This window comes from Rhodococcus sp. WS3 (genome assembly GCF_003797085.1).
Taxonomy (GTDB): domain Bacteria; phylum Actinomycetota; class Actinomycetes; order Mycobacteriales; family Mycobacteriaceae; genus Rhodococcus_F; species Rhodococcus_F globerula.
Genome location: NZ_RKMA01000003.1, coordinates 221,158 through 242,456, shown reverse-complemented (window position 1 = coordinate 242,456; position 21,299 = coordinate 221,158). Strand labels below are relative to the sequence as shown.

Below are 21,299 nucleotides of genomic sequence, written 5' to 3'. Positions count from 1 at the left end.
TGCATTCGAAATTGAGTGCGCTGCTTAGTTTTACGAGGTAGCGGCACGGCACGGGCAGATGTACTATTGACCATAATGATCCTCGTTCTGGGATTGTTCTTCAGTGAGAAAGTCGCCGACCTGCTGCCCAACACCAGGTCGGCGACTTCGTTTCTATCCGTAATTACGTTGACGTTGCCGCCACCATGCCGGGTGTACCGGCTGCGCCTGCAAGGCCACCTACGCGAGGCTCAGGCACCCACGAACGGGCACCTGGCCGCCACGTTGCCGGGTGCGTAACGGCGTTAGTCAGATGTGCTCATCCGAGGGATATCCGACTACAGCCGTCCAGTCGTCGCTGGGGGTATGCCAATCGAGTCCACGGCAAACGGAGTGCCGATCGAACCCCGACCTGCATTTATCGCAGGTCGGGAAGACCCGCAGCAGTCCCGTATCCACCAGCAGGTAGTCGTCCAGCGGGGTCGGCGAACGGTCCGCGCACCAGTAGCAATGGTGGCTCATCATCGTCACCTGGCTGACGAGCCGCCGCCCCGAGCTATCAGGCGCAACCGGGCAAGCCAGGGCTCCGTCGTACTCAGTCCACTCCCGGAAATGGAACACCACGAGACCAATTGGCTGGCCGCCGTACTCGAGCGCATCAAGCATCTGCTCATGGCCCGCATCGAGGAGGCGTTGCTGCTTCGCGGTGATCTGTCGTCGTTCACGTTCCTCCGCCCGTAGCTCCTCCACCGTGTAACGAACGTCGCCAGGTTGCTCAGGCAAGGGCCGTCGGCCAGTGTTGCCGTACACGCGGTCAATGCCGCGCAACCCGATCATGTCTACTCTGGGCGCAATCTCCTTCGCCCGATCAAGGCCCGCGCTGATTACAGAATGCTCCCGTGCAGCCGGTGACAGCTTGCGCGCTGGTCGGGTCTCGACTACACCGCCAGCCAGGATCACTTTCGCGTGCGGATTTGTCGCCGCGTTTCGCTGATCCACCAACGGATGCGCCTGTCGCAACGCGGAATAGTCGCCGCGTTCGTGGGCATCTAACGCGGGGAACGTCTTTCGTAGCTGCTCTAGGCCGTGAGCACTCATGCTGCGCCGACCTTTCCGGTCTGCGCCAGGCTCAGAACCCAGTCGTAGAGGTCGCGCTCGGCCAGGTAGTTGGCTCCACTGATCTTGTAGACGGGCAGCTCTCGCCGCTCAATCGCTGCTCGCATTCGGGTTGGCGTCATTGGAACGCCCAAGCGGTTGGCCACGAAGTCAACGCCGCCATCCCGGCTCTTGATCGTAGGTAGTGGGTTAAGTTCCTCGCGATTGATCAGAGCTCGACTGTGACGCGACTCTGCACCTGTCCGCCCGAGCTGGTTGGTAGCCTGCTGGCTCATTGCTGACTGCTTCCTCTCAAGTGCGAGAGGTGCATTCGCAGACGGAGAAGCCGACCGCGAACACACCCCTCATAAAGGGTTCTGTGTTCACTGGTCGGGCCCACCCAAGGGATGCGGGGCTGCTCCAGACTCACACTGGGCCGTGTCCGCATCGGGTCCGAAATATCACGAACCGCTTGACCGGTCCGGCACTTCACAGACCGCCATGGCGGTGCTGGTGCTGCGGCAACCCTACACCTGGTGGCGGCAGGTACGCAAACGGTGTGCATTCGAAATGCGTTGCCCCCCTATTGATCTCGACAAATCGCTCTAGATTTGACCTATCGGAGGCTGCTGTGATTTGTTGCCTGAGATCCACGGAGACGGCCCAGATTCACCCAAGGGTTCATGACCGTGCGCGGAGAGAACTCAGGCGCGTGACGGGTGGGGCTAGTGGGACTGGTGGGACATGACAAAACCCCGCCATTTTCACGGCGGGGTTGATGGTCAGGAGTGCGCCGAACCTAGTGATAGGCGAGCAACTTAACGGTGCTGACACTCACTTCTGGCGAGGTAGCAGTTTCGCCAACCAAAACGGGGTTGTCGTAGGAAATGGCCCCCTGGACCTCCCCGAATACGATGACGTGGTCGAGAGATTCATGCGCGGCGAGGAGGCTTGAATCGTCTGCGGTGAGAACCGTCGTTTTCATGTACTGCGACGTTCTGAGATTCAGGCTCGGGCCCGTGGCTAGTCGAGTAACTTCGCCGTCTCGCTTGAGGATCAGTCCGTACAGAACGACCTTGCGCCCAGTGAACGAATCGGGATCCTCCATCATCTTCTGGAAATCGTTCTCACTAAGCGCTTCGTAGTCGCTCCCGGCTTGCTGAACGGTCCGCAGGGCCGCGTCGGCAATCGCAATACTGGTCCTATCGCCCGATTGCGCGGCCTCCCGAGCGGCGCGCATTGCCGACAGTTCCGACGAGGAGTAAGCAGCAGTTGTGGAGGTTGTAGTACCTCCGGCGGACTTCTCTCCGGTAGCCGCGTCTGTGCTGCTACACCCCGCGACTGCCAAAGCAGTGACTACCGCCGCCGTTAGAGTCCATCGTTTCATTTGTTCCCCTAGGTCTTGGCAACCCCTCCATTAGGATCGCAGCTGAATCATATGCACACCGTTTATAAGCTTGAACAGCGAATACGATGTTTACGCTCTGGACGATTACGCCCTAGACGTATGTGCTGTCTGCGATGCCTACTCTCAAACCACCAATCAACGCCACCTTGGCGGAGTTTGGCGTTCGTGTGAGGGCCCGGCGGGTTGCTCTTGGCTGGAGTCAAGAAGTCGCCGCCGACCACATCGGCATTCACTTCACGCACCTTGGCCAGGTGGAACGAGGACAACGAAGCTCCCGCATCGAGAACATCCTCAAACTAGCTGCCGGATTGCAGATCACTCCCGGTGAACTCCTGGACGACCTACCCTTCCCGACTGAAAACGGCTGAACCCCGCCGAAAGGGAGAGATTTGACGGGGCCCAATACAGTGCCGGTGCGCGTGGTGCGGCTGGTAGCCGCTGGCCCGCAACGCCCTTTGGACAGGCCCACCGAGCCCGTGAACAGGTTTACCGTGCAGGTTGCGCGTGTGTGCGCACCCAGTACAAACGTCAAGCACTACCGCTTCAATTTCGTACCTGCACCTGCTCGGCGGTTGAGGTTCGGCGTAGCCGTAAAGGTCAGCTTCTTCTGCTGAACGTCCAGACCGGGCGTGACGTCGAACCGGCGGTTCGGCTTGCCGTGATATCCAACGGTGCCCTTAACGACCACGCCCCGGCCCTTCGGTGTCTTGAACTCAGCACCGACCGTCACGCCCTTGAACTCGCCGCTCTGACCGACGGCAAGGTTTCTAGAGAAGGAACCCGGTAGGTAACTGTTGCCGATACCCGTCGCCACTTTCTTCGCGCCGGTCTTCGTCGCAACCTTGGTTGCCCTACGAGCGCCCTTGGCTGTAGACGCGATCTTCGTTCCCGCGCCGGAGAACCGCCCAAGGCGGTCTCTGCGCTGATTGCGCTTGTGGGCCATATCAGCCACCGCCTCTCGCAGCGAGTTCGTCAGCCAATGCACGGAGACCGGCGGGATCAGTCATCGGTGGGGTCTTGCCGCGATAGCAACCGCCCGCACTCAGTGGGGCGTCTTCCAAACCTGGAGGCGTCAACCCTGGACCCCAATCATATTCACCCGCAACCGCTTCAGGGTCGCGTGCCATCACGACCACGCCCAAGTCGGCGCGGTGTAAGTCGTACCGGCGGTCACCTGAACCACGCACGCAGCAGAACGATAGCGAACGCCACACCCGAACGAACGCTGGAAGAAACTGTCCTGCAGCGGGTACCGCTGGTCGCGGCCCGGAATCATCCGCAAACCCTGATACGCGGGGTTCGTATGTTGGCGGAATGCGACAGGATTCAGGGTGCTGTTAGGTCCACCGGACGCAACGACTGCCAGGTATCCCTGAGGGACAAAGTAGCTCGGGATAACCCAGGCTGGACCGTAGCTTCCGGATACACCCAGACCGCCAAATTCAGCCGGGGCTACCTGGCCGATGATGTTTTCTGGAGTCAGGTAGGCGGGCGCACTCGCAGACGGAACGAAATCGAACTTCGATTCCACACCGTTGGACTCGACACCTGCCTTGAATGTTGAAATCTCTTCCGCCTCGGCAGGGTGACACAACACAATCAGGCGAGTGTTGCCACTCGTGCCGAACCCCTTGCTGCGAACCTGATTGATCGCGTCCACCAAGTCGCCCGGATCAACCACTGCATTGCCAGATGCCAGATAGTGCGAGTTGCTGGGCAAGAACGTCCTTCCCGCATGCGGGGGTGGCGTCATGCCGTCGGCACCATTCCATAGCCCAAAGACCCTGTGGCCATGTTCATTCAGACTCTGTATGGGATTGAACAAACGTCGCAGGAGTGTTCCGGTCACGAGTCGATTGTCGGCCTCGAATGCTGTATTTACCGTCGCGAAAACCTGTTCCGCCGTTGCGGCACGCAGGAAACGCCACGTTGCTCGGGAGGCCATGTCGTGATCATCGAAGTCGTACCCAAGAATCAGCGCGTCAGGTTCGCTGTGAATGCCCTGCGGCTCGCCGAATTCCGAGGCTTTCTCAAAATTTGCTCCGCCCAGCGTTTGAGGGATGGCGTCTCCGACTGCCACGGTGCCGTAAGAGATGAGTGAGGCCAGGGCGGTTCGCTCTCGATTCCACGATGAGAGGGCGGCAGCAGCCTGATTCCAAATCTGGTTCAGGTCCACCCCGTCCGCAGTCTGATTGACGAGTACATCGCCTTCGGTGGCGTAACCCTGTCCGCTGTCACCACCTCGAGCAAACAACGCAGCAACGGCCTCGACGGTTGCCGCTGTGGCGTCGCGGGCGGGATGGGAGAACGACGGGCGCGAATTCCAAGTGCGCGTGTCAGTTGGGCGAGTAGTGGTCATTGGTTGCTCCAATTCGGTGATCAGCGAAAAATCGCTGTAAGACGGGCGATGGAACCGAGCGCCTGCTCTGGTTCTAGAAAGCCGGTCTCCGACCGAACTGAAATACGACGCGGGACTGCCGCGCAGGAAAAGAATGCGATTGCCCGGCCTCTGACCGGGGGTTGGCTACCGGCGGCTGGGGCGATGCCCTGCGGTGCCGTACTGGGTGCCAGGTTAGCCCGTAATTGTTGCGCAGCGCCACCCCGCTGCGTGCTACCCCCGCGCTACCCACCGGCGGTAAGTCAACAGTGTGGTGGAGGTGGCCGCAGGTGCTCAACAGGTGGCAAACTATGCCTTCTCACCAGCGGAAATAGAAAAATGCTGCAAGTGTTGCCGCAGGTGGCAAGAGTGCCGGGTATGCGGGATGGGGGTACTTAAAATCCGTCAAGTGTCGGTTCAAGTCCGACTGGGGGCACCAAAAAGACCAGCTCACCGCACAATTCGAAGCCTCGGATGTTCATCCGACTTCGCTTCGGTACGCAGAGGGTACGCAGCTCTCCGACCAGCCGATCGCACGCATTGTGCGCGGTGCTCGGGCAGCGTTGAATACAATGATGCAGGATTTCCACGCGACCATCGGCCTGGAACGGCGGCGGGCAGAGCACCGCTTGGCATCACTCCGCGAAGGACTCGAATCCATAATCGAAGGTTCCCGCTGGACTACCGACGACGATGAACACGATCCCGAAGGGTCGACCATCGCGTTCGAGCGGGCCAAAATCGCGTCTCTCATTGCCGATACCGAAGCCGAATTGCGGGATTTGGAAGCGGCGACAACCCGCCTCCGGTCAGGTGAATACGGAATTTGTGAGGTCTGCCAGGAGTCGATTGCAGACGCCAGACTGGAGGCGCTACCCACTGCGCGGCAGTGCATCGAGTGTGTGCGACGGAGTCGATGACGGGTCTGTGCGTGTATCCGGCATCGAGAAGACTGTCCTGCGCCCCTGTAGCACGGATCAATGTCGAGCAGTCGCGATGGTCCGCACAGTTCCCGCCCGCCATTCCAGTTCGAGTCGCCACCGAATCCGGTGGTGGGTCGGCTAAGCCGAATTGGTGAGAAGGTTCGCCAGCTGATCCGGTATCGGCATCGGTGTCGTGAGCCCAGCAGCAGTGCGCCCAGTGTTGCCGGAGGGGTAGCGGCCCAGGACCGAACCGGGTGCCGCAACCACGATCCGCACGAGCTGTCCGCGCACTTCACGCCAATCGCGTTGCCGCAGTGCCAGTGTGAGCATGGCGACGTGATTGCGCGTGTGCGGCCAGGGGTATGGCTGCGCCAAGATGTGCGCCTGTTCGAGGTGAATCCATTTCTGCGCGTCGTCGCTGGTAGTTCCGACGTCGTACATTTCGGCGTTATATGCGGCGCGAATACGCTCGGGCATCCTTGTCATGGCGGGTTCCTTCGTTCGGATTCGACTGTGTGGTGTTCGCGCCGCGTATGCAATCAGATGCTCTAGCTGCCGAACTGGCTCGAGACGCCGTTGAGCAGGCCCTGCAGCAGGGCCGCCGGGTCAAGCGAACCGGTGGCCGGCGCAGTGGTGCTGGTGACCGTGACGCGGACCGATGCGATCGGATCCTGGTACTCGGTGTCGCCGTCTTCCTTGCACTTGGTGCGGACCTGGTACTCGCCGTCGGGGAAGACTGCAGAGGTGCCGATGCCGGAGGCGTTGGTCAGTACCTGACCGGCGACCATGGTGTCGCCAACGACGAGGTAGCTCGAGCCGACCTTGGTGGTCGAGTCGAGGATGGTGGCGTCGGCGCGGTAAACGGTGCCCTCACACTTGACGAAAGCCTTGGTGGTGTTGAGGCCGGTGATCGAGGTCGTGATGGTGCCTGCGCCGGCGTTGGCATGCACGGATGCGCCGCCGGTAATCGCTGCGGAGCCGATTGCCGGGTTGACGACGAGGGCGAGTGCCGACAGGCCGGCAATGGTGCCGGCGACGGCCAGGCGGTGCCCGGTACGAGTAGCCATGAATGGTGTCCCTTCGGTTCGTGTGGTGACGACAGCATCTACGGCAAGTCGCACAGAATGCATCCTGGACCAGCAATACTTAGGGGACGCTGAGTTGCGCTACGGATCGAGCGTATGGCGCGTCTACTGTCTTACTCGTGCACTCATCACTCACTGCGTGGACCGGCCGAATTCGTCGGCGGCTCAGGCCTGTGCGTACCCGTCTGACGGTGCTGGCGACGTTGTTGGTAGCGCTCACGTTGACTGTTGCGGCAGGCGCAGTGCTCTACGCCCTGTACCAGTCGTCGCGCCAGTCAGCCGACGTGGCAACTACAGCCCGCGCGAGGCAGATCGCGGCGGTCGTCGAATCGAAGGGGCTTGCCGGCCTCGACGAGTCTTTGCTGACCGATAGTCGGTACGTCGACATCATTCAGGTGGTGGACGACGCGGGGCACGTGGTGTTCAGCGGGGAGCGTTATCCGGCTGGTCCGCTCGGCTCGGGGCTGCGGCCTGGCGAGGAACGACGCGAAAGCGGTTTGCAGACAACCCCGGACGGTCCCGCGTATCGCGGGGCACTTGTCGGTGCACTCGCCCCAGGTGGTGAAGTGGTCACGGTGGAAGTCGGGGCGGCCGAGAGTCGCCTCGATTCGCTCTTTCGCTTTGTTGCTGTGCTGGCCGCCGTGGTGATCCCGATCATCGTGATCGGGACAGCTGTCTTGACCCATTACTTTGTCGCCCGGACCCTGAAACCGGTTGACGACATTCGTAGACAGGTTGACGACATTACCGGTGGAGACCTCGATCAGCGGGTGCCTGTACCGGATACCGGCGACGAGATCGCCACTCTGGCAACCACAATGAATGCAATGCTCGAACGCATCGGCACTGCCCGGGCCGAGCAGATGCGCTTCGTGAACGACGCGTCGCACGAGCTCAACAGTCCGTTGACCACATTGGTGGGTCTGCTTGATCTGTCCCGGACAACGAAGCAGCCCATCGACCCGGAGACCGTCGCGACAGTCATGATGCCTGAGGCACTTCGGCTGCAAGGGATGGTTTCCGACCTGTTGTTCCTCGCACGCGCCGACGAACGCGGTGTGCCGCTGCGGCTGGCCGACGTTGACATCGACGAGGTGGTCAGCGCCGAGGTTGCACGCCTCGAAGCGTTTGGCCGCCACACGATTACCGCGAAGATCAGCGCTGTGCGGGTGCAAGGTGACGGTGAGAAACTGGCTCGTGCCTTGCGTAACATCGCGGACAACGCATCCCATCACACTCATGACCGTCTGGACTTCGCGATAACCGTCGACGCCGATCGGCGTCATGTGAGTGTGACTGTGTCCGACAACGGGCCCGGGATTGCCGATGCCGATAAATCGCGAGTACTGCAACGCTTTGTCCGTCTCGACACTGTTCGCGAACGTAGCAGTGGGGGTTCAGGTCTCGGTTTGGCGATTGTCGACGAAATCGTGCGGGCCCACCACGGAAACGTCACTGTTGCAGATGCTTCCGACGGCGGCGCCACAGTCGGATTCACGCTCCCGGTGCCACCGTGGAGCGAATAGCCTCCACGATCGGTGCCGTGGAGCGAATAGCCTCCACGATCGGTACCGTGGAGCGACTAGCCTCCGCCGTCGGCTGCCAACCGGTAGCCGACTCCACGAATCGTTTCGATCGATTTGCACCCGAACGGGGTGTCGATCCGTCGCCGGAGGTAGCTGACGTACACCTCCACGACGTTCTCGTCGCCTCGGTAGTTGATATCCCACACGGACTGGAGGATTTCGGTTTTGGTCACGACTTCGCCCCTGTGGCGCATCAAGAACTCGAGCATTCCGAATTCCCTTGGTGCCAAGGTCAATTCGGTATCTCCTCGTTTGGCAACGTGAGACGTGGGATCGACGCTCAGCGAACCCGCAGTCAGCACCACCGGCCGCTCCGGTGCGCCGCGGCGCACCAGAGCTCGCAAGCGCGCGATCAACACGACAAACGAGAAAGGCTTTGTCAGATAGTCGTCAGCGCCGAAATCGAAGGCATCGGCCTGGTCGTACTCTCCGTCCTTGGCGGTCAGCATCAATACGGGTGTCCACACACCGTCGCGGCGCAGCTGGCGGACCACCTCGTACCCGTTGAGTGCAGGCATCATGATGTCGAGTATCACGACGTCGAAATGCTCTGTAGTCGCCTTCTCCAGCCCAGCGCGGCCGTCGTGTTCCACGTCCACGACCCAGCCTTCGGTCACCAGCATCCGGCGCACAGTTTCCGCGACATTACGGTCGTCGTCCACCACAAGAATTCGCACGGATCTACTATCCCTGCTCCGGTCCGGCACCACCAAAGTCCGGTATCGGAACCATCACTGTGTTCGAGCAAGCACGACTTCTGTTTGGAAAGGCATCTGGCCGCGTGAAGGAAATCGTCAACACCACTGAGATGTATCTGCGCACCATCTACGACCTCAACGAGGATTGTGTCCCGGTGCGGCAATCTCGCTTGATCGAACGAATGCACCAAGCCGCTGCGACGGTATTTCACACTGTGACACGGATGAAACGAGCCGGTCTGGTCTCGATTGCCGACGATAACCTCATCGAACTTACCGATCCGGGAAGCATCCGTGCGATCGAGGTGACCCGCAAACATCGACTTGCCGAGCGACTGCTCACCGACGTCGTCAACATGCCCACGACACTTGTGCATGGGGAAGCCAGCCGCCTGCAACACGTCATGAGCGAGGAGGCCGAGCGGCGCATTGTCGACCTCCTCGGTGGTCCGACCACTTCGCCGTGGGGAAACCCCATCCCGGGGCTGGAGCACTTCGGAATTACAGTTGAATCAACGGGTGCAGCAACAAAACTGGCCGACATTCCGGAATCGACACTGCCTGTGGCCGGCGTCGTCAGGTCCATTTCCGAACATGCGCAGTCCGATCCCGAACTCATCAGGTTCCTGGTCAACGCCGGCGTCATTCCCGGTGCCCGCGTGACGATCAGGCCGAATGGAAAGTCCTACGCTGTCAGAGGTCTTGATGAGATCGAACTCCCGAAGAAGCTGGCCCACATCATCGATGTCGACTGCACGTCCACTTCTTCGAATATATCGGCATTCAACTGACAGGTCAGAATTATTGCGGTACTTGACTATTCGTTTACGGCAGGGATGAAGGTCATTTCGGGGAATGGAATCCGTGGATGAATCCGCAGGCGATCCAGAAGGTTGCGGCAGCGGCGACGGTGACCCCGATCGACGCGGCGAGGTGAGAACTCGAGATCCACACCATGATCCCGAGGATCACGGCAACGGTGACGATCAGCGCTGTGTCGGTTCGCTTCACCCACATTCGGATCACCAGTTCAGTCTTGAGAAGCTCGAGGAGAACTTCCTCTCTGGTACCCGTGCCGGTGAGCCGCGAAACCGGGTGTGAAATGGCGAAATTGCGGCGCATTTCGTGGCGATGGAGCTAGGTGATGCCCCGATCTCGAGGGAATCGGGGCACCACCGCCGACCAGGCTAAGCACATAGCACGGCCGACCCACTATCGGTGTCGAGTTGACCCCTCATGTCTGACTCTACAGAAATCGAGCCTAGCCAATTCCGCAGTCAAATATGGACAAATTGCGCAATAGTGGCAGACCCTGATTGGTCTCGTCGCTGCCTATTTACGGCCCGCAGACCACTGCATGCCCCAACTGTAGGCGCGGTCGAGGTCGGACTGACTGCCGTTGATGTACTGCACTTCCCGGGTAACACTCACGCCTTGTCCAGAACTTTGGATGAAGGCGATTGCGCAGATGCGAGCCTGATTGCTCGCAGAGTCCAGTCGAACTTCCACTTGGGGTCCAGTGGTCGGCTCCAGGGTGACAACGCCGTCGACGGCAGCCCAGTTGGGTGCGCCGTCGTAGATCATCGCGAAGATCAGAATCCGTCGGAAGACGCTCGGGTCGGCGAGATTGACGTGCATGTTCTCGCCGCCGGTGTTCGAACCGCTGCGATCGTCGCCGTCCAACATGATGAACGGCGCGGTATTCAATGCTCCGAAGCTGTTGCCCAGTGCCTGGACAACCCCTTTGGAACCGTCTGCGAGTTCGTAGAGACAGCCGAGGTCGAGATCGACGGCACCAGATCCTGCGCCGGCGAGTTTGGCCAGGAAACCCGTTTTCTTCGGCGCGGCACCTTGTGACCAGTTGAGATTCACACGCATGTTTCCCTGGCGTTCGCCGGCCTTGGCGAGATTGACCGTCGGTGCGGCTTTGGTCAGTGTGATCTTGCTCAGATTGACCGAGCCTGTCGAGGGTGTGGATTCCGAGGGGCGCCGGGTGTAGTCGATTGCCATCGTAGTTGTCCTTCTCTGAACCCGAAGAGTTCGATCGTGGAACCTGGTGCGCGATCAGTTGCGAATTTTGTCCGTTGTGATGGTCGATCAGATCCCATTGTTCCTGATGTCCGATTTTGGTGACGGTGTGGACATCAACCGAGCCTCCTCGACCGGTGCGGAACCTAGCCGGTGTCCGGCCGATGTCACGGCCGGTGTCCGGCCGACGTCACGGTCGATTCACATGATGTTGCCATGGCGGCGCTCGTGGTTTGCTGACTTTGGGGCAATCGTGTGGTTTCCTACCGTAGTGCCACTTGGACGTCCGTATCGATGGGTTAATTCTTGTTACGGCATAATTGCCCGATTGGTGCAAGGCTGCATGTAGGTCGGTCCGCACAGAGTCCGACGGGCGAGGGGGCTCGATGGGTTTCGAACCACGTTCGGCACTGCTCGCCGAGCAGCGCGCACTGACAGCGGCGCAGCGGCGTGACCTCAGGAACCGGCAGATCACCGTCAGCTTCACGATGTTGCCCTGGGCAGCAGCGGTACACCTTCTGGTTGTACTCGGATTGTCGATGTACGTCATTCCCGAGGACGGCGGCCTTTTGCTCAGGGCCTGGCCGATTGCTGCAGGAGTAGTCGGCCTTGTCGGCGCGTATGTAGGGGTTGCCGTCAGACGAGGGGCGATCGTGCAGTCCGAGCACCTTGCCTATATTTTCCTGGCATTCGAGTTTGCCGCCGCGGGCGTCCTCTACTCAGCGCTCGCGATTGTGTTGTACCCGATCCTCGACGACGCCGGCGACCTGGTGATGACGGGCACGATGGCGGCGATTATCGGTGCGGGTGCGCTGACTACGGCGGTGCTGCGTTCTCTGGGTGTCATCTGGATTCTGTCGAGTACGGTGATTCTCGGCATCGCGTTCTGGCAGCAACCAGGCCCGGAGTTCGGACGGCTTCTGATCAGTCTCCTGGTATACGGAACCGCGCTGATCGCCGGCACGATCGTGGTATCGGGGCATATCGAAGGGCGCTACAAAGCGGAACTCAGCGCCGCGGCAGAGCGGACTGTTGCGCAAATGCTGCTCGACGATTTCGAAGGCAATGCCGCGGATTTTGTGTGGGAGACCGATAGCAAAGGTCGGTTCTTGCGGATTCCCAGCAGGCTCGCGTTCGACGCCGGGATCGATCCGGCTGCGGTGCGAGGTGTGTCATGGCAGCAACTCTTTGCCGAGCTGGGGTCATACGAGCTACCTGGTGGACGTGACGCGTTGTTGGAACTGGAGAAGGCTCGCAGCGCAAAGGACGCGTTTGTCGACGTCATGCTTCCGGTGCGGGTACGCGACGCCATACGGTGGTGGAAACTGTCCGGTCGGCCTACCCCCGGACTGGCACCTGACGATTTTGTCTGGCGAGGCGTCGGCTCGGACGTCACCGATGTGAAGATTCAGAGCGACGAAATCGTTCGCATGGGTCTGATCGACGCGCTGACCGGGATGCCCAACCGACACAATTTCTGGTTGGAACTCGAACGCAGCGTGCGTAACTCGGAGCAAGGGAAACCTCGGATCGCGCTTGCGATGCTCGACCTCGACAACTTCAAATCGGTGAACGACACGCTGGGACATTCGATAGGCGACGAAGTGTTGAAAGAGGTGGGAGCACGCCTGGTGGAGGTAGGCGGAGCAGCACACCTGTGTGCGCGTCTCGGCGGTGACGAGTTCGCAATCTTGTTCCGAACGGTTGACGATCACGACAGCGTGCACACGGATCTGCTGAGTTACGTCGATATTCTCCGAGAACCGGTTTTGGTGTCCGGTAACCGGTTGGATATCGGATGCAGCATAGGGTTCCACGTTCCGGCCGATCGGGGACAAACCGCTGATGCGCTACTGGTGGCCGCGGACCTTGCGCTCTACGCAGCCAAAGAATCGGGGCGAGGAACAATCCTCCAGTATCAGCATTCGATGCAACTGACCGCGACCAGACGCGCACATCTGTTGGAAGACATCGGAAATGGCGTATCGCCCGACGATATCGAGCTCCGCTTTCTGCCGCAGCTCGACGTGGCTTCGCGCTCGATAGTCGCGGTCGAGGTCAAAGCGACGTGGAACAACGCGAGGCTGGGAATGGTGCCGGCAACCGAATTCATGGTTGTTGTCGACGACGCCGGACTGTCGTCGACCGTCGGCTCGATGCTGTTCGAGAAGGCATGCAGCGCTGCGTCGAAAATGCCGGGTGATATCCGGTTGGCAATCAGCGTCTCTGGGCGCGAACTCGAATCGGATGGGCTTGTCGACCATGTTGCGGACGCGCTCGACAGATGGGGTGTTCTTGCTCGTCGAATCGAGTTGCAGCTCACCGAATCATCGGCGATCTCGGATCGAGCGAAGGCTGGGATGCGTGGAGTGGCTGGGCTTGGTGTTTCGTTGACCGTCGACGAGTTCGGAACCGGATTCTCTTCCCTTGCATCGCTGTCGGATCTCCCTTTTACTCGAGTCCGCGTCGATCGGTCGTTCTCGGGAACCGTTCCGGGGCAGTGGCCGATTCTTGCCGCCGTTGTGACTTTGGTCGAGTCGTTGGGTTTGGAGGCGGTGATGCTGGGGGTCGACAGCGAGGTGCAACTCGCGGGTGCGGCCGACATGAAAGTGCGGACGGTGCAGGGTCGTGTCGCGGGTGAGGCGATGACGCTCGAGAATCTGATGCGGATCTTGTCGGTGCACCATGAGTGAGAAGCGAGGGTTGAGGCAGCGGGCATTCCACACGGTGTTTCATCTCATCGACCCGTCGTGGACGGGCGACCCCGCGTCGTACTACGAAGATCGAAGACTTCTCATCCGCCGATTGCACTACTCTGCGCGCGTCGCGCCCATGGCATTCCTCGTCGCGGCATTCTCACTGAGCTTGGTCGTCGCTTTTATGCCTGTCGAAACCGGTTGGTTCCGGTGGACTTGGATGGCTTTGGTACTTGGATCCAATATCTCGCTCGCCGTGTTCTGGTTCACGAGACTCAAAAAACGCGAGGCCGAGCGGGAGATCACGGATCTTGTCGTCGTGGCGATTCAGGTAGTCACATGGGCGGCGTTGCTGGCTTGGGCCGCTTTTGTTCTCTTTCCAATTCTCGGAGCGGCTCAAGAGCTGACGCTGACGGCAATTTTGTTGGGAGGCGTGGTAGTTGGGATCATTCCGGTAGTGATGTTCCGGGGTTTGACGACTGTGTGGATCGTGATTGTCGGCGGTGGTCTGGCGTGGGGATTCTGGTCTGAACCAGGTTCGGAGCGTTGGGTACTACTAGGATTGCTCGGTCTCTATCTCGTGTCGCTCCAATGCGGAACATTGGTGTTGGCAAACGTTTTCGAGCGTCGCCTCCGCGCAGAACTCAACGCGGAGGATCAGCGCGATCTTGTCGAACTGCTACTCAACGATCTCGAAGACGGTGCGCAGGACTGGCTGTGGGAAACCGACGACAAGGGTATCGCGGTGGCTGTGTCCCATCGTTTTGCGGAGAGTCTGGGATTGCCGGCCGCCGAGATCAGTGGACGGGCTATGAGCGAGATTCTGAAGGGCGTCGGGGCCGACAGAACAGCGACCGGACGCATTGCGCTCGACACACTTGTCGAGCGCCTCGACAACGGTGACGCATTCCGTGACATCGAATTGGACGTGTGGATCGGCGGTCGACCTCGACGGTGGTCGATGTCCGGGCATCGTAGGAGTGACAGCCTTTCCGACGGCGGTTGGCGCGGCGTCGGCTCCGACATCACGCGCGTTCATCAGCAGCGGGAGTACATTCGCGAACTTGCCGAGGTGGATTCGCTCACCGGACTTCAGAATCGGTACACGTTCACGGCGCGGTTGTCGAAGATGATCGCCGACGGAGACGATGTCTGGCTGGCCATGCTCGACCTCGACAATTTCAAGTCGATCAACGACCGCTGGGGGCACCGCGTCGGCGATAACGTGCTGGTCGATGTGGCGGCGCGGCTGAACGCCGTGCTGCGCCTGACGGAAATCTGTGCTCGACTCGGTGGGGACGAATTTGCCGTGGCTTTCAGCGGGATCGACGACGAGCAGGAAGTCAAGGAGCGGTTCCAGTCGATCGTCGATGCGATCGATGTTCCATTCGACCTCGCCGGCAACTCGATTCGGGTTCGGGGAAGTCTTGGATACGGTTCACTTCCGAATGATGCGGCAAACCTCGACGATTTGGTCGTTGTCGCGGACCTCGCGCTTTATCACGCGAAGGTGAGTGGTCGGAATCAGATTCGACGGTTCGACTCGACTCTGCGTGAGCGCGCTACCGGTAGGGCCAGGGCACTCCTGGATCTTCGAATGGCGGTGCAGAACAGCGAGTTCGAACTTGCCTACCAACCGCAGGTGTCGGCAGCTACTGGAGCCGTCGTGGGATTCGAGGCGTTATTGAGGTGGAACCACCCCGTCTCGGGTGTGGTTTCACCGGCTGACTTCATCTCGGTCGCGGAGGAAACAGGGCTTATCGTTCCTATCGGGGCAGAGGTCTTGCGCACCGCATCCGCGCTGGCGACGACGTGGCCCGACCACGTGCGTATTGCAGTGAATGTTTCTCAGGTGCAGTTGCGTTCCGTGGGGTACGTTGACTCCGTTCGCGACGTTCTCCGCGAAACAGGCTTGGCTGCGGAGCGACTGGAGATCGAGGTGACGGAGTCGCTGGTCATCGACGACTCGGATCGAGAAGTCCTGCTACGGATCGCGGAGTTAGGTGTTGCCATTGCCATGGACGATTTCGGCACCGGGTACTCCTCGGTCGCGAGCCTGTCCTTGCTGCCGGTGGACAGATTGAAGATCGACCGAGCTTTCGTGAGTCAACTGGACGCGGATCCGACGGAGTCGAGAACCGCGGTATTTCGCGCCATTGTCGACATTGCCGAGTCGATGGGCTTGGAAACGGTTGCCGAGGGCGTCGAAACCGATCGTCAGAGAGCCGTGGTGACCGAGTGTGGCTGCCGCGTCGTTCAGGGCTATCTGGAAGGTCGCCCGATGCCGGCGGCGGACGTCGACGCGTTCATCGAGTCTCGCCGGAATTACAGATTGCCTTCTGCCGCTGAGTGAGAACGCGCGCCGCGTTTGGTTTCTCTTTGTGTGATGGTGCATTGCGGAGCGGCCTCATCTCGAGTTGCCGAGCGAGAACAGTGACGGAGTGATGTGTGGTGAGCGATTCGGCGTTTGTCCCGGGGCCGATGTTGGTGGGCAAGAAGGCGGTGGTGACGGGTGGCGCGCACGCCATCGGCGCCGCAATCGCACGGGCCTATGCGAGTCATGGCGCCCAGGTGCTTGTTGTCGACGTCGACACCGAGCCTGTCGCGGACATCGAATTCGATTCCACAGCAGGTGGTTCGGTTGCAAGTTTGTCCTACGACGTCCGCAAGGCCGAAATTCCGCAGGAGCTGATCGACTTCGCACCGGACATTCTGGTGAACAACGTCGGCCACTTTCTGGCACCGCCGCAAACCTTTTCAGCCACGACGCCGGCGTTCTGGTCGGACATGGGCAATATCAACTTCGACCAGGTTCTGCGCCTGACACATGCGCTGCTTCCCGGCATGATCGAACGCGGCGCAGGCGGATCGATCCTGAATCTGACCACGGTGGAAGCGCATCGGGCAATCCCGGGACACACCGTGTACTCGGCGTACAAGGCCGCGCTGACGCAGTTCACCCGAAGCCTCGGCGTCGAGATCGGTAGAACAGGCGTGCGCGTCAACGCAATTGCGCCCGATCTCATCGAGTCCGTGCAGGTGCCGTACCGGTCGATCGTGGCCGCCGACGACTGGGCCAAGTGGCCGCAGTGGGCGCCGTTGGGTGGTCCGGGGCAACCAGTGGATATCGCCGGGCCGGCACTGTTTCTTGCATCAGATCTGGCAAGGTACATCACCGGCACCGTCATCCATGTCGACGGTGGCTCCCACGCCGCGGGCGGCTGGTTCCCCACCGAAGAGGGTGGTTGGACCAACCGCCCCCGAAAGGCTTGACCCATGACAACTTTGAGTCTCAACGTTCCGAACTTCGGCACTACGTTGGCAGCGGATTCCTACGGGAAACTGGTTCAGGTCTGTCAAAGCGCGGAGTCAGCCGGGTTCGATCGAGTCCTGGTCACCGATCACGTCGTGATGGGTTCGGACAACTCCGCATACACATGGTCGGCGTTTCCCACCGAGCCGGACGCGAATTGGCTCGAACCCTTGAGCGTGCTGGCTTTTGTTGCCGGACAGACTACAACGATTCGACTGGGCACTGGCATCGTGATCGCGGCGTTGCGCGGGGGAGCCGTGCTGGCCAAGACCGCGGCGACCATCGACCTTCTCTCGCGGGGCCGCTTGGATCTCGGAGTCGGAACCGGTTGGCAGGAACGTGAATACGATGCTGCGGGAATCGACTTCGGCAAGCGCGGCCCGCTTCTCGACGACGCATTGGCGATCTGCCGGGCACTGTGGACTTCGGCACCGGCGAGCATCGACACACCCCGCCTGAAGTTCGACGACGTGTACTGCGCGCCTCGGCCAGCCACTGGAATCCCGATCTGGGTGTCAGGTTCGTTGTCGAAGGCCGTCGTGCGGCGTGTCGCAACCTGGGGTGACGGGTGGATTCCGATCATGGGCGCCACCAACGACGACCTGCGAGAGGGTGGAGCGCTCATCCGTAAGGCGATGGCGGATCTCGGACGGGATGCGTCGACCCTGGACATTCGTGGACGTCTGACGATTGTCAGGGCGTCGGACGGATCGATCGACCTACATGCGACGATGCTCGGGGCCGAAGAACTTGTCGAGGCCGGCGCGACCGATGTGCTGGTGGCACTGGGAGCGCTCGACCCGAACCCGGACGAGGCGATGGCCGTATTCGGGGAACTGGCATCTGCCTTCACATCCGTAACCACGTAGTGTCTAACGAACGCTAGTAAATACTCGCTGGTCAAGCCCGAGGAGACGCATACATGACCGAGACCACCGCCACCTTGTCGAGCCTGGAATCTCTCCTCGACTCCCGAATCAGTTGCCGGGCATACGAGGATCGTCAGGTTCCTCGCGAGGTCGTCAACGAGATCCTGCGGCTCGCGCAGAAGACCCCGTCCTGGTGCAACACACAGCCGTGGCAGGTGGCAATCACGGAAGGTGAGGGGACCGAAAGGTTCCGGGCCGGTCTGGGCGCCTATGTCATGGCCAATCCACAGGAGTCCGATTTCGAGTTCCCGCGTGAGTACCAGGGTGTCTACAAGTCGCGCCGGTTCGATTGCGCGATGGCGCTGTATTCGAGCGTAGGTATCGAACACGGTGATCGTGCCGGGTCCGGTGCGCAGACCATGAAGAACTTCGAACTCTTCGGCGCTCCGCACGTCGCCATCATCACCACGGACGAGGCATTGGGGACCTACGGGGCCGTCGATTGTGGGCTTTACGTCAACAGTTTCCTGCTCGCTGCTCAAAGTCTTGGTGTCGCCACGATCCCGCAGGCAGCGCTTGCCGGTTGCTCCAAGTTCATCCACGAGCACTTCGGCATCGACGACACCCGCAAGGTCGTGTGCGCGATCTCCTTCGGATACGCGGACACGGAACACCCCGTGAACGGGTTCCGCACAGCCCGCGAGGACGTCGACAACGTCGTGCAGTGGATGTCGAACTGATCACCTGCTCGGAGCGGGATTGAGTGTTGGGCAGGCGGACCTGAGAGACTGGTCCGCATGTCCGACACCCCCGAAATGTTCGATCGACTCCGCCGCTTTCCCGACATCGAGGCACCCAATCTATTTGCTGTCGATGCGGCTGATCGGCTGATCCTCGACGAGGCGGCCGACGCCCTTGCGGCGGCGCCGTCGGGATCGGTAGTTGTTGTCGGCGATCACTACGGAGCGTTGACGGCCGGAGCGGTTCTCGAGCACGGCCGGTCCGAGGTGCGTGTCTACCAGGACCCGCTCACCGGCGAACTGGCGTTGGCGAACAATGCCCGCGAACTCGGATTCACCGAGCGCTACACATCGCACGGACTGGGCGAAGCCCTGCTGCGCGGCGCTCGCGTTGTCCTCATGCAGTTGCCGCGCAGCCTCGCCGAGCTGGGGGAGATCAGCCAGCTGATTGCGCTGCACGCCGATCCAGAGGTACGCGTCTTCGCAGGAGGGCGCGACAAGCACATCACTCCGGCCATGAACAAGGTTCTCGCAGAGTCCTTTTCGGCGGTAAGCGCGTCGCGAGGCCGGCAGAAGTCCCGGGTTCTGCGGGCCGCTGAGCCGAAGGCCGACGCCGCCGTCACGTTCCCGAAGACCGAGTGGCTCGACGAATTCGGTCTCGACGTGGTTGCCCATGGAGCGGTGTTTGCCGGTGCGAGTCTCGACATCGGAACCCGGTTGTTGCTCGAGAATCTGGGCAAGATCGACATCACGCCCCGCGACGTCGTAGACCTGGGCTGTGGCAGTGGCATTCTTGCGACAGCGATCGCGCTGAAGTTCGCAGACGCGCAGGTCGTTGCCACGGACCAGTCGTCGGCGGCAGTGGCGTCGTCGATCGCCACGGCGTCGGCCAACGGTGTCGGAGATCGAGTGCGCGGCCTGCGTGACGACGCGATGAGCACTCTGCCCGACGCCAGCGTCGACCTGGTCCTCCTCAACCCGCCGTTCCACGTCGGTGCCGCCGTTCATACCGGAGGTGCACTCAAGCTGTTCGAGGCAGCAGGTCGGGTACTGCGTCCGGGCGGGCAGCTATGGACCGTGCACAACGCCCACCTGGGCTACCGGGAACCGTTGAAAGCTGCAGTCGGTGAGAGTCAAGCGATGGCCAAGAACGCGAAGTTCATCGTCATGCGATCGATCAAAGCGTCCTAGTATCGGGAACTGTTGACCCGCCGGAAACCTGCCGGGAACTACGGCGAACGCTCCGACGTTGTAAATTACGAGTGCTTTACTTTTGTAAGTACACGGACCGGTCGGAAACTCGGATCCGTTCGGCGAACCCGCGACGCACCCGTCGCAGGTCACCACGATGAAGGGATGATCACGGTGCGCACCACCAGCAACCCGGTGTTCCGCAATCTGCCCAAGCAAGAGGGCAACGGATACGCCTCGTTCGGATCTGCGACGGCGGGCGCCTCGCAGGTCACCCAGCAGTTCGGTCAGCCGCAGTACGCTCCGGCCGAGCCGTACCAGACCGGCCCCACCTCGCGGGCTATGACAATCGACGATGTTGTCACCAAGACGGGCATGACGCTCGGTGTGCTTGCGTTGACCGCGCTGGTCTCGTACTTCCTCGTGAACAACGACCCGAGTCTCGCATCGCCGTTTGTGATCGTCGGCGGTCTGGTCGGACTTGTCCTGGTTCTCGTTGCGACTTTCGGTCGCAAGATGGACAACCCGGCCATCGTGCTGGCTTATGCCGCGTTCGAGGGCCTCTTCCTGGGTGCTCTGTCATTCATGTTCACTGCCCCGATCGAAGCGGCTGGCGGTGTGTCGGCCTCGGTGCTGATCTCACAGGCAGTTCTCGGCACGTTCGGCGTGTTCTTCGGCATGCTTGTGGTCTACAAGACCGGCGCCATTCGTGTGACGCCGCGACTGACCCGCATGATCATCGGTGCCTTGATCGGCGTCGTGGTTCTGGCTCTGGGTAACCTCGTCGCCAGCTTCTTTATCGACGGCGGACTCGGCCTGCGTGACGGTGGACCAATCGCCATTATCTTCAGCCTGGTCTGCATCGGTCTCGCAGCCTTCAGCTTCCTGCTCGACTTCGATGCCGCTGATCAGCTGATCCGCGCACAGGCTCCCGAGAAGGCAGCCTGGGGCGTCGCCCTCGGCCTCACCGTCACCTTGGTCTGGCTGTACGTCGAGATCCTGCGCCTGCTGAGCTACTTCAGTCGCGACTGACAACTCGCAGTAACAAGAATGGCCTCCGCGATGCGGGGGCCATTTCTTTTGTCATAGCGCGTTCTGTCGACGCCTGCTCGCGAAGAACCATGCCGCAGGCCCGACGATCGGCAGGATGACGGAGAGGGCAGACCATCCGATTTTTGCGACCGGATCGGCATCGGACCTCACGATGGACACCACCGCAGTCACCGTGAGAACGATCCACAACAGCATGAACACAGACCAAACGATGTCGAAACCGATCGGCACCGTCGGATTGTGAGTCTCTTCATTCAC

23 protein-coding genes are annotated in these 21,299 nt (G+C 60.8%); 12 read left to right on the top strand and 11 right to left on the bottom strand.

The features are described from left to right. Nucleotides 1-75 precede the first annotated feature (75 nt). Entirely contained in the window at nt 76-279 is a 204-nt protein-coding gene (locus EEB13_RS22240) for a hypothetical protein (protein ID WP_141486302.1), read from the top strand. 9 nt (nt 280-288) lie between these two features. On the opposite strand, the gene EEB13_RS22235 is transcribed toward EEB13_RS22240, so the two are convergent. From EEB13_RS22235 to EEB13_RS22225, 3 genes are all read right to left on the bottom strand, one after another. Beyond that, complete coding sequence (locus tag EEB13_RS22235; protein ID WP_141486301.1) at nt 289-1,077, bottom strand: hypothetical protein; 789 nt, start codon at nt 1,075-1,077, stop codon at nt 289-291. Next, the gene (locus EEB13_RS22230) at nt 1,074-1,370 is read right to left on the bottom strand and encodes a hypothetical protein (protein ID WP_141486300.1); all 297 of its coding nucleotides are present in this window, start codon (nt 1,368-1,370) and stop codon (nt 1,074-1,076) included. Before EEB13_RS22230 ends, EEB13_RS22235 begins: the two co-directional genes overlap by 4 nt. Before the next feature lie 503 nt (nt 1,371-1,873). After that, nucleotides 1,874-2,461, bottom strand: a complete 588-nt coding sequence (locus EEB13_RS22225; RefSeq protein WP_141486299.1) for a hypothetical protein — start codon at nt 2,459-2,461, stop codon at nt 1,874-1,876. Nucleotides 2,462-2,595: 134 nt separating this feature from the next. Here EEB13_RS22225 and EEB13_RS22220 point away from each other — a divergent pair, with 134 nt between their 5' ends. Continuing rightward, on the top strand, nt 2,596-2,850 hold the full coding sequence (locus EEB13_RS22220) for a helix-turn-helix domain-containing protein (protein ID WP_141486298.1): 255 nt from the start codon (nt 2,596-2,598) through the stop codon (nt 2,848-2,850). Nucleotides 2,851-3,017: 167 nt separating this feature from the next. Here EEB13_RS22220 and EEB13_RS22215 read toward each other — a convergent pair whose 3' ends face one another. Together EEB13_RS22215 and EEB13_RS22210 are read right to left on the bottom strand one after the other, a co-directional pair. Then, complete coding sequence (locus EEB13_RS22215) at nt 3,018-3,425, bottom strand: hypothetical protein (RefSeq protein ID WP_141486297.1); 408 nt, start codon at nt 3,423-3,425, stop codon at nt 3,018-3,020. 183 nt (nt 3,426-3,608) lie between these two features. After that, on the bottom strand, nt 3,609-4,841 hold the full coding sequence (locus EEB13_RS22210; RefSeq protein ID WP_141486296.1) for a hypothetical protein: 1,233 nt from the start codon (nt 4,839-4,841) through the stop codon (nt 3,609-3,611). Nucleotides 4,842-5,434: 593 nt separating this feature from the next. Here EEB13_RS22210 and EEB13_RS22205 point away from each other — a divergent pair. Then, the gene (locus tag EEB13_RS22205) at nt 5,435-5,779 is read left to right on the top strand and encodes a TraR/DksA family transcriptional regulator (protein WP_141486295.1); all 345 of its coding nucleotides are present in this window, start codon (nt 5,435-5,437) and stop codon (nt 5,777-5,779) included. Nucleotides 5,780-5,920: 141 nt separating this feature from the next. Here the strand turns inward: EEB13_RS22205 and EEB13_RS22200 are convergent, their stop codons facing one another. After that, nucleotides 5,921-6,268, bottom strand: coding sequence for a DUF3703 domain-containing protein (locus EEB13_RS22200; RefSeq protein ID WP_141486294.1), 348 nt, complete (start codon nt 6,266-6,268; stop codon nt 5,921-5,923). 62 nt (nt 6,269-6,330) lie between these two features. Beyond that, complete coding sequence (locus EEB13_RS22195; RefSeq protein WP_141486293.1) at nt 6,331-6,849, bottom strand: hypothetical protein; 519 nt, start codon at nt 6,847-6,849, stop codon at nt 6,331-6,333. Nucleotides 6,850-6,986: 137 nt separating this feature from the next. Here EEB13_RS22195 and EEB13_RS22190 point away from each other — a divergent pair, with 137 nt between their 5' ends. After that, nucleotides 6,987-8,393 carry a sensor histidine kinase gene (locus EEB13_RS22190; protein ID WP_261984617.1) on the top strand — a complete coding sequence of 469 codons (1,407 nt, stop codon included), beginning with the start codon at nt 6,987-6,989 and terminating at the stop codon, nt 8,391-8,393. 56 nt (nt 8,394-8,449) lie between these two features. Here the strand turns inward: EEB13_RS22190 and EEB13_RS22185 are convergent, their stop codons facing one another. Then, nucleotides 8,450-9,130 carry a response regulator transcription factor gene (locus EEB13_RS22185; protein WP_092807076.1) on the bottom strand — a complete coding sequence of 227 codons (681 nt, stop codon included), beginning with the start codon at nt 9,128-9,130 and terminating at the stop codon, nt 8,450-8,452. A 104-nt stretch (nt 9,131-9,234) separates the two neighbouring features. On the opposite strand from EEB13_RS22185, the gene EEB13_RS22180 reads away from it, so the two are divergent. Continuing rightward, nucleotides 9,235-9,942 (top strand): metal-dependent transcriptional regulator, encoded by a 708-nt coding sequence (locus EEB13_RS22180; RefSeq protein ID WP_045069338.1) that lies wholly within the window; start codon nt 9,235-9,237, stop codon nt 9,940-9,942. 52 nt (nt 9,943-9,994) lie between these two features. On the opposite strand, the gene EEB13_RS22175 is transcribed toward EEB13_RS22180, so the two are convergent. Together EEB13_RS22175 and EEB13_RS22170 are read right to left on the bottom strand one after the other, a co-directional pair. Next, complete coding sequence (locus tag EEB13_RS22175) at nt 9,995-10,273, bottom strand: hypothetical protein (protein ID WP_141486292.1); 279 nt, start codon at nt 10,271-10,273, stop codon at nt 9,995-9,997. A 210-nt stretch (nt 10,274-10,483) separates the two neighbouring features. Beyond that, the gene (locus EEB13_RS22170) at nt 10,484-11,161 is read right to left on the bottom strand and encodes a Tellurium resistance (protein ID WP_033234542.1); all 678 of its coding nucleotides are present in this window, start codon (nt 11,159-11,161) and stop codon (nt 10,484-10,486) included. A gap of 404 nt (nt 11,162-11,565) precedes the next feature. Between EEB13_RS22170 and EEB13_RS22165 the strand changes: the two genes are divergently transcribed. From EEB13_RS22165 to EEB13_RS22135, 7 genes are all read left to right on the top strand, one after another. Next, the gene (locus EEB13_RS22165; protein ID WP_239654782.1) at nt 11,566-13,872 is read left to right on the top strand and encodes a putative bifunctional diguanylate cyclase/phosphodiesterase; all 2,307 of its coding nucleotides are present in this window, start codon (nt 11,566-11,568) and stop codon (nt 13,870-13,872) included. Next, complete coding sequence (locus EEB13_RS22160) at nt 13,865-16,228, top strand: putative bifunctional diguanylate cyclase/phosphodiesterase (protein WP_141486291.1); 2,364 nt, start codon at nt 13,865-13,867, stop codon at nt 16,226-16,228. The genes EEB13_RS22165 and EEB13_RS22160 overlap by 8 nt, the downstream gene beginning before the upstream one ends. Before the next feature lie 128 nt (nt 16,229-16,356). Then, nucleotides 16,357-17,148, top strand: a complete 792-nt coding sequence (locus EEB13_RS22155; RefSeq protein WP_045069865.1) for an SDR family NAD(P)-dependent oxidoreductase — start codon at nt 16,357-16,359, stop codon at nt 17,146-17,148. Nucleotides 17,149-17,151: 3 nt separating this feature from the next. Further along, nucleotides 17,152-18,057: a TIGR03619 family F420-dependent LLM class oxidoreductase gene (locus EEB13_RS22150; protein WP_141486290.1), complete on the top strand. Its 906-nt coding sequence runs from the start codon at nt 17,152-17,154 to the stop codon at nt 18,055-18,057. A gap of 53 nt (nt 18,058-18,110) precedes the next feature. Next, the gene (locus EEB13_RS22145) at nt 18,111-18,797 is read left to right on the top strand and encodes a nitroreductase (protein ID WP_141486289.1); all 687 of its coding nucleotides are present in this window, start codon (nt 18,111-18,113) and stop codon (nt 18,795-18,797) included. Between the two features lie 57 nt (nt 18,798-18,854). Continuing rightward, nucleotides 18,855-19,988: a class I SAM-dependent methyltransferase gene (locus EEB13_RS22140; RefSeq protein WP_141486288.1), complete on the top strand. Its 1,134-nt coding sequence runs from the start codon at nt 18,855-18,857 to the stop codon at nt 19,986-19,988. Nucleotides 19,989-20,162: 174 nt separating this feature from the next. After that, nucleotides 20,163-21,020 carry a Bax inhibitor-1/YccA family protein gene (locus tag EEB13_RS22135; RefSeq protein WP_172937472.1) on the top strand — a complete coding sequence of 286 codons (858 nt, stop codon included), beginning with the start codon at nt 20,163-20,165 and terminating at the stop codon, nt 21,018-21,020. A 51-nt stretch (nt 21,021-21,071) separates the two neighbouring features. Here EEB13_RS22135 and EEB13_RS31615 read toward each other — a convergent pair whose 3' ends face one another. Further along, on the bottom strand, nt 21,072-21,299 hold the full coding sequence (locus tag EEB13_RS31615; protein ID WP_187328607.1) for a PLD nuclease N-terminal domain-containing protein: 228 nt from the start codon (nt 21,297-21,299) through the stop codon (nt 21,072-21,074).

Coding starts and splice junctions, on each gene's coding strand:
- EEB13_RS22240 (WP_141486302.1), top strand. CDS start 76: ATGATCCTCGTTCTGGGATTGTTCTTCAGTGAGAAAGTCGCCGACCTG.
- EEB13_RS22235 (WP_141486301.1), bottom strand. CDS start 1,077: ATGAGTGCTCACGGCCTAGAGCAGCTACGAAAGACGTTCCCCGCGTTA.
- EEB13_RS22230 (WP_141486300.1), bottom strand. CDS start 1,370: ATGAGCCAGCAGGCTACCAACCAGCTCGGGCGGACAGGTGCAGAGTCG.
- EEB13_RS22225 (WP_141486299.1), bottom strand. CDS start 2,461: ATGAAACGATGGACTCTAACGGCGGCGGTAGTCACTGCTTTGGCAGTC.
- EEB13_RS22220 (WP_141486298.1), top strand. CDS start 2,596: ATGCCTACTCTCAAACCACCAATCAACGCCACCTTGGCGGAGTTTGGC.
- EEB13_RS22215 (WP_141486297.1), bottom strand. CDS start 3,425: ATGGCCCACAAGCGCAATCAGCGCAGAGACCGCCTTGGGCGGTTCTCC.
- EEB13_RS22210 (WP_141486296.1), bottom strand. CDS start 4,841: ATGACCACTACTCGCCCAACTGACACGCGCACTTGGAATTCGCGCCCG.
- EEB13_RS22205 (WP_141486295.1), top strand. CDS start 5,435: ATGCAGGATTTCCACGCGACCATCGGCCTGGAACGGCGGCGGGCAGAG.
- EEB13_RS22200 (WP_141486294.1), bottom strand. CDS start 6,268: ATGACAAGGATGCCCGAGCGTATTCGCGCCGCATATAACGCCGAAATG.
- EEB13_RS22195 (WP_141486293.1), bottom strand. CDS start 6,849: ATGGCTACTCGTACCGGGCACCGCCTGGCCGTCGCCGGCACCATTGCC.
- EEB13_RS22175 (WP_141486292.1), bottom strand. CDS start 10,273: ATGCGCCGCAATTTCGCCATTTCACACCCGGTTTCGCGGCTCACCGGC.
- EEB13_RS22170 (WP_033234542.1), bottom strand. CDS start 11,161: ATGGCAATCGACTACACCCGGCGCCCCTCGGAATCCACACCCTCGACA.
- EEB13_RS22165 (WP_239654782.1), top strand. CDS start 11,566: ATGGGTTTCGAACCACGTTCGGCACTGCTCGCCGAGCAGCGCGCACTG.
- EEB13_RS22160 (WP_141486291.1), top strand. CDS start 13,865: ATGAGTGAGAAGCGAGGGTTGAGGCAGCGGGCATTCCACACGGTGTTT.
- EEB13_RS22155 (WP_045069865.1), top strand. CDS start 16,357: ATGTTGGTGGGCAAGAAGGCGGTGGTGACGGGTGGCGCGCACGCCATC.
- EEB13_RS22150 (WP_141486290.1), top strand. CDS start 17,152: ATGACAACTTTGAGTCTCAACGTTCCGAACTTCGGCACTACGTTGGCA.
- EEB13_RS22145 (WP_141486289.1), top strand. CDS start 18,111: ATGACCGAGACCACCGCCACCTTGTCGAGCCTGGAATCTCTCCTCGAC.
- EEB13_RS22140 (WP_141486288.1), top strand. CDS start 18,855: ATGTCCGACACCCCCGAAATGTTCGATCGACTCCGCCGCTTTCCCGAC.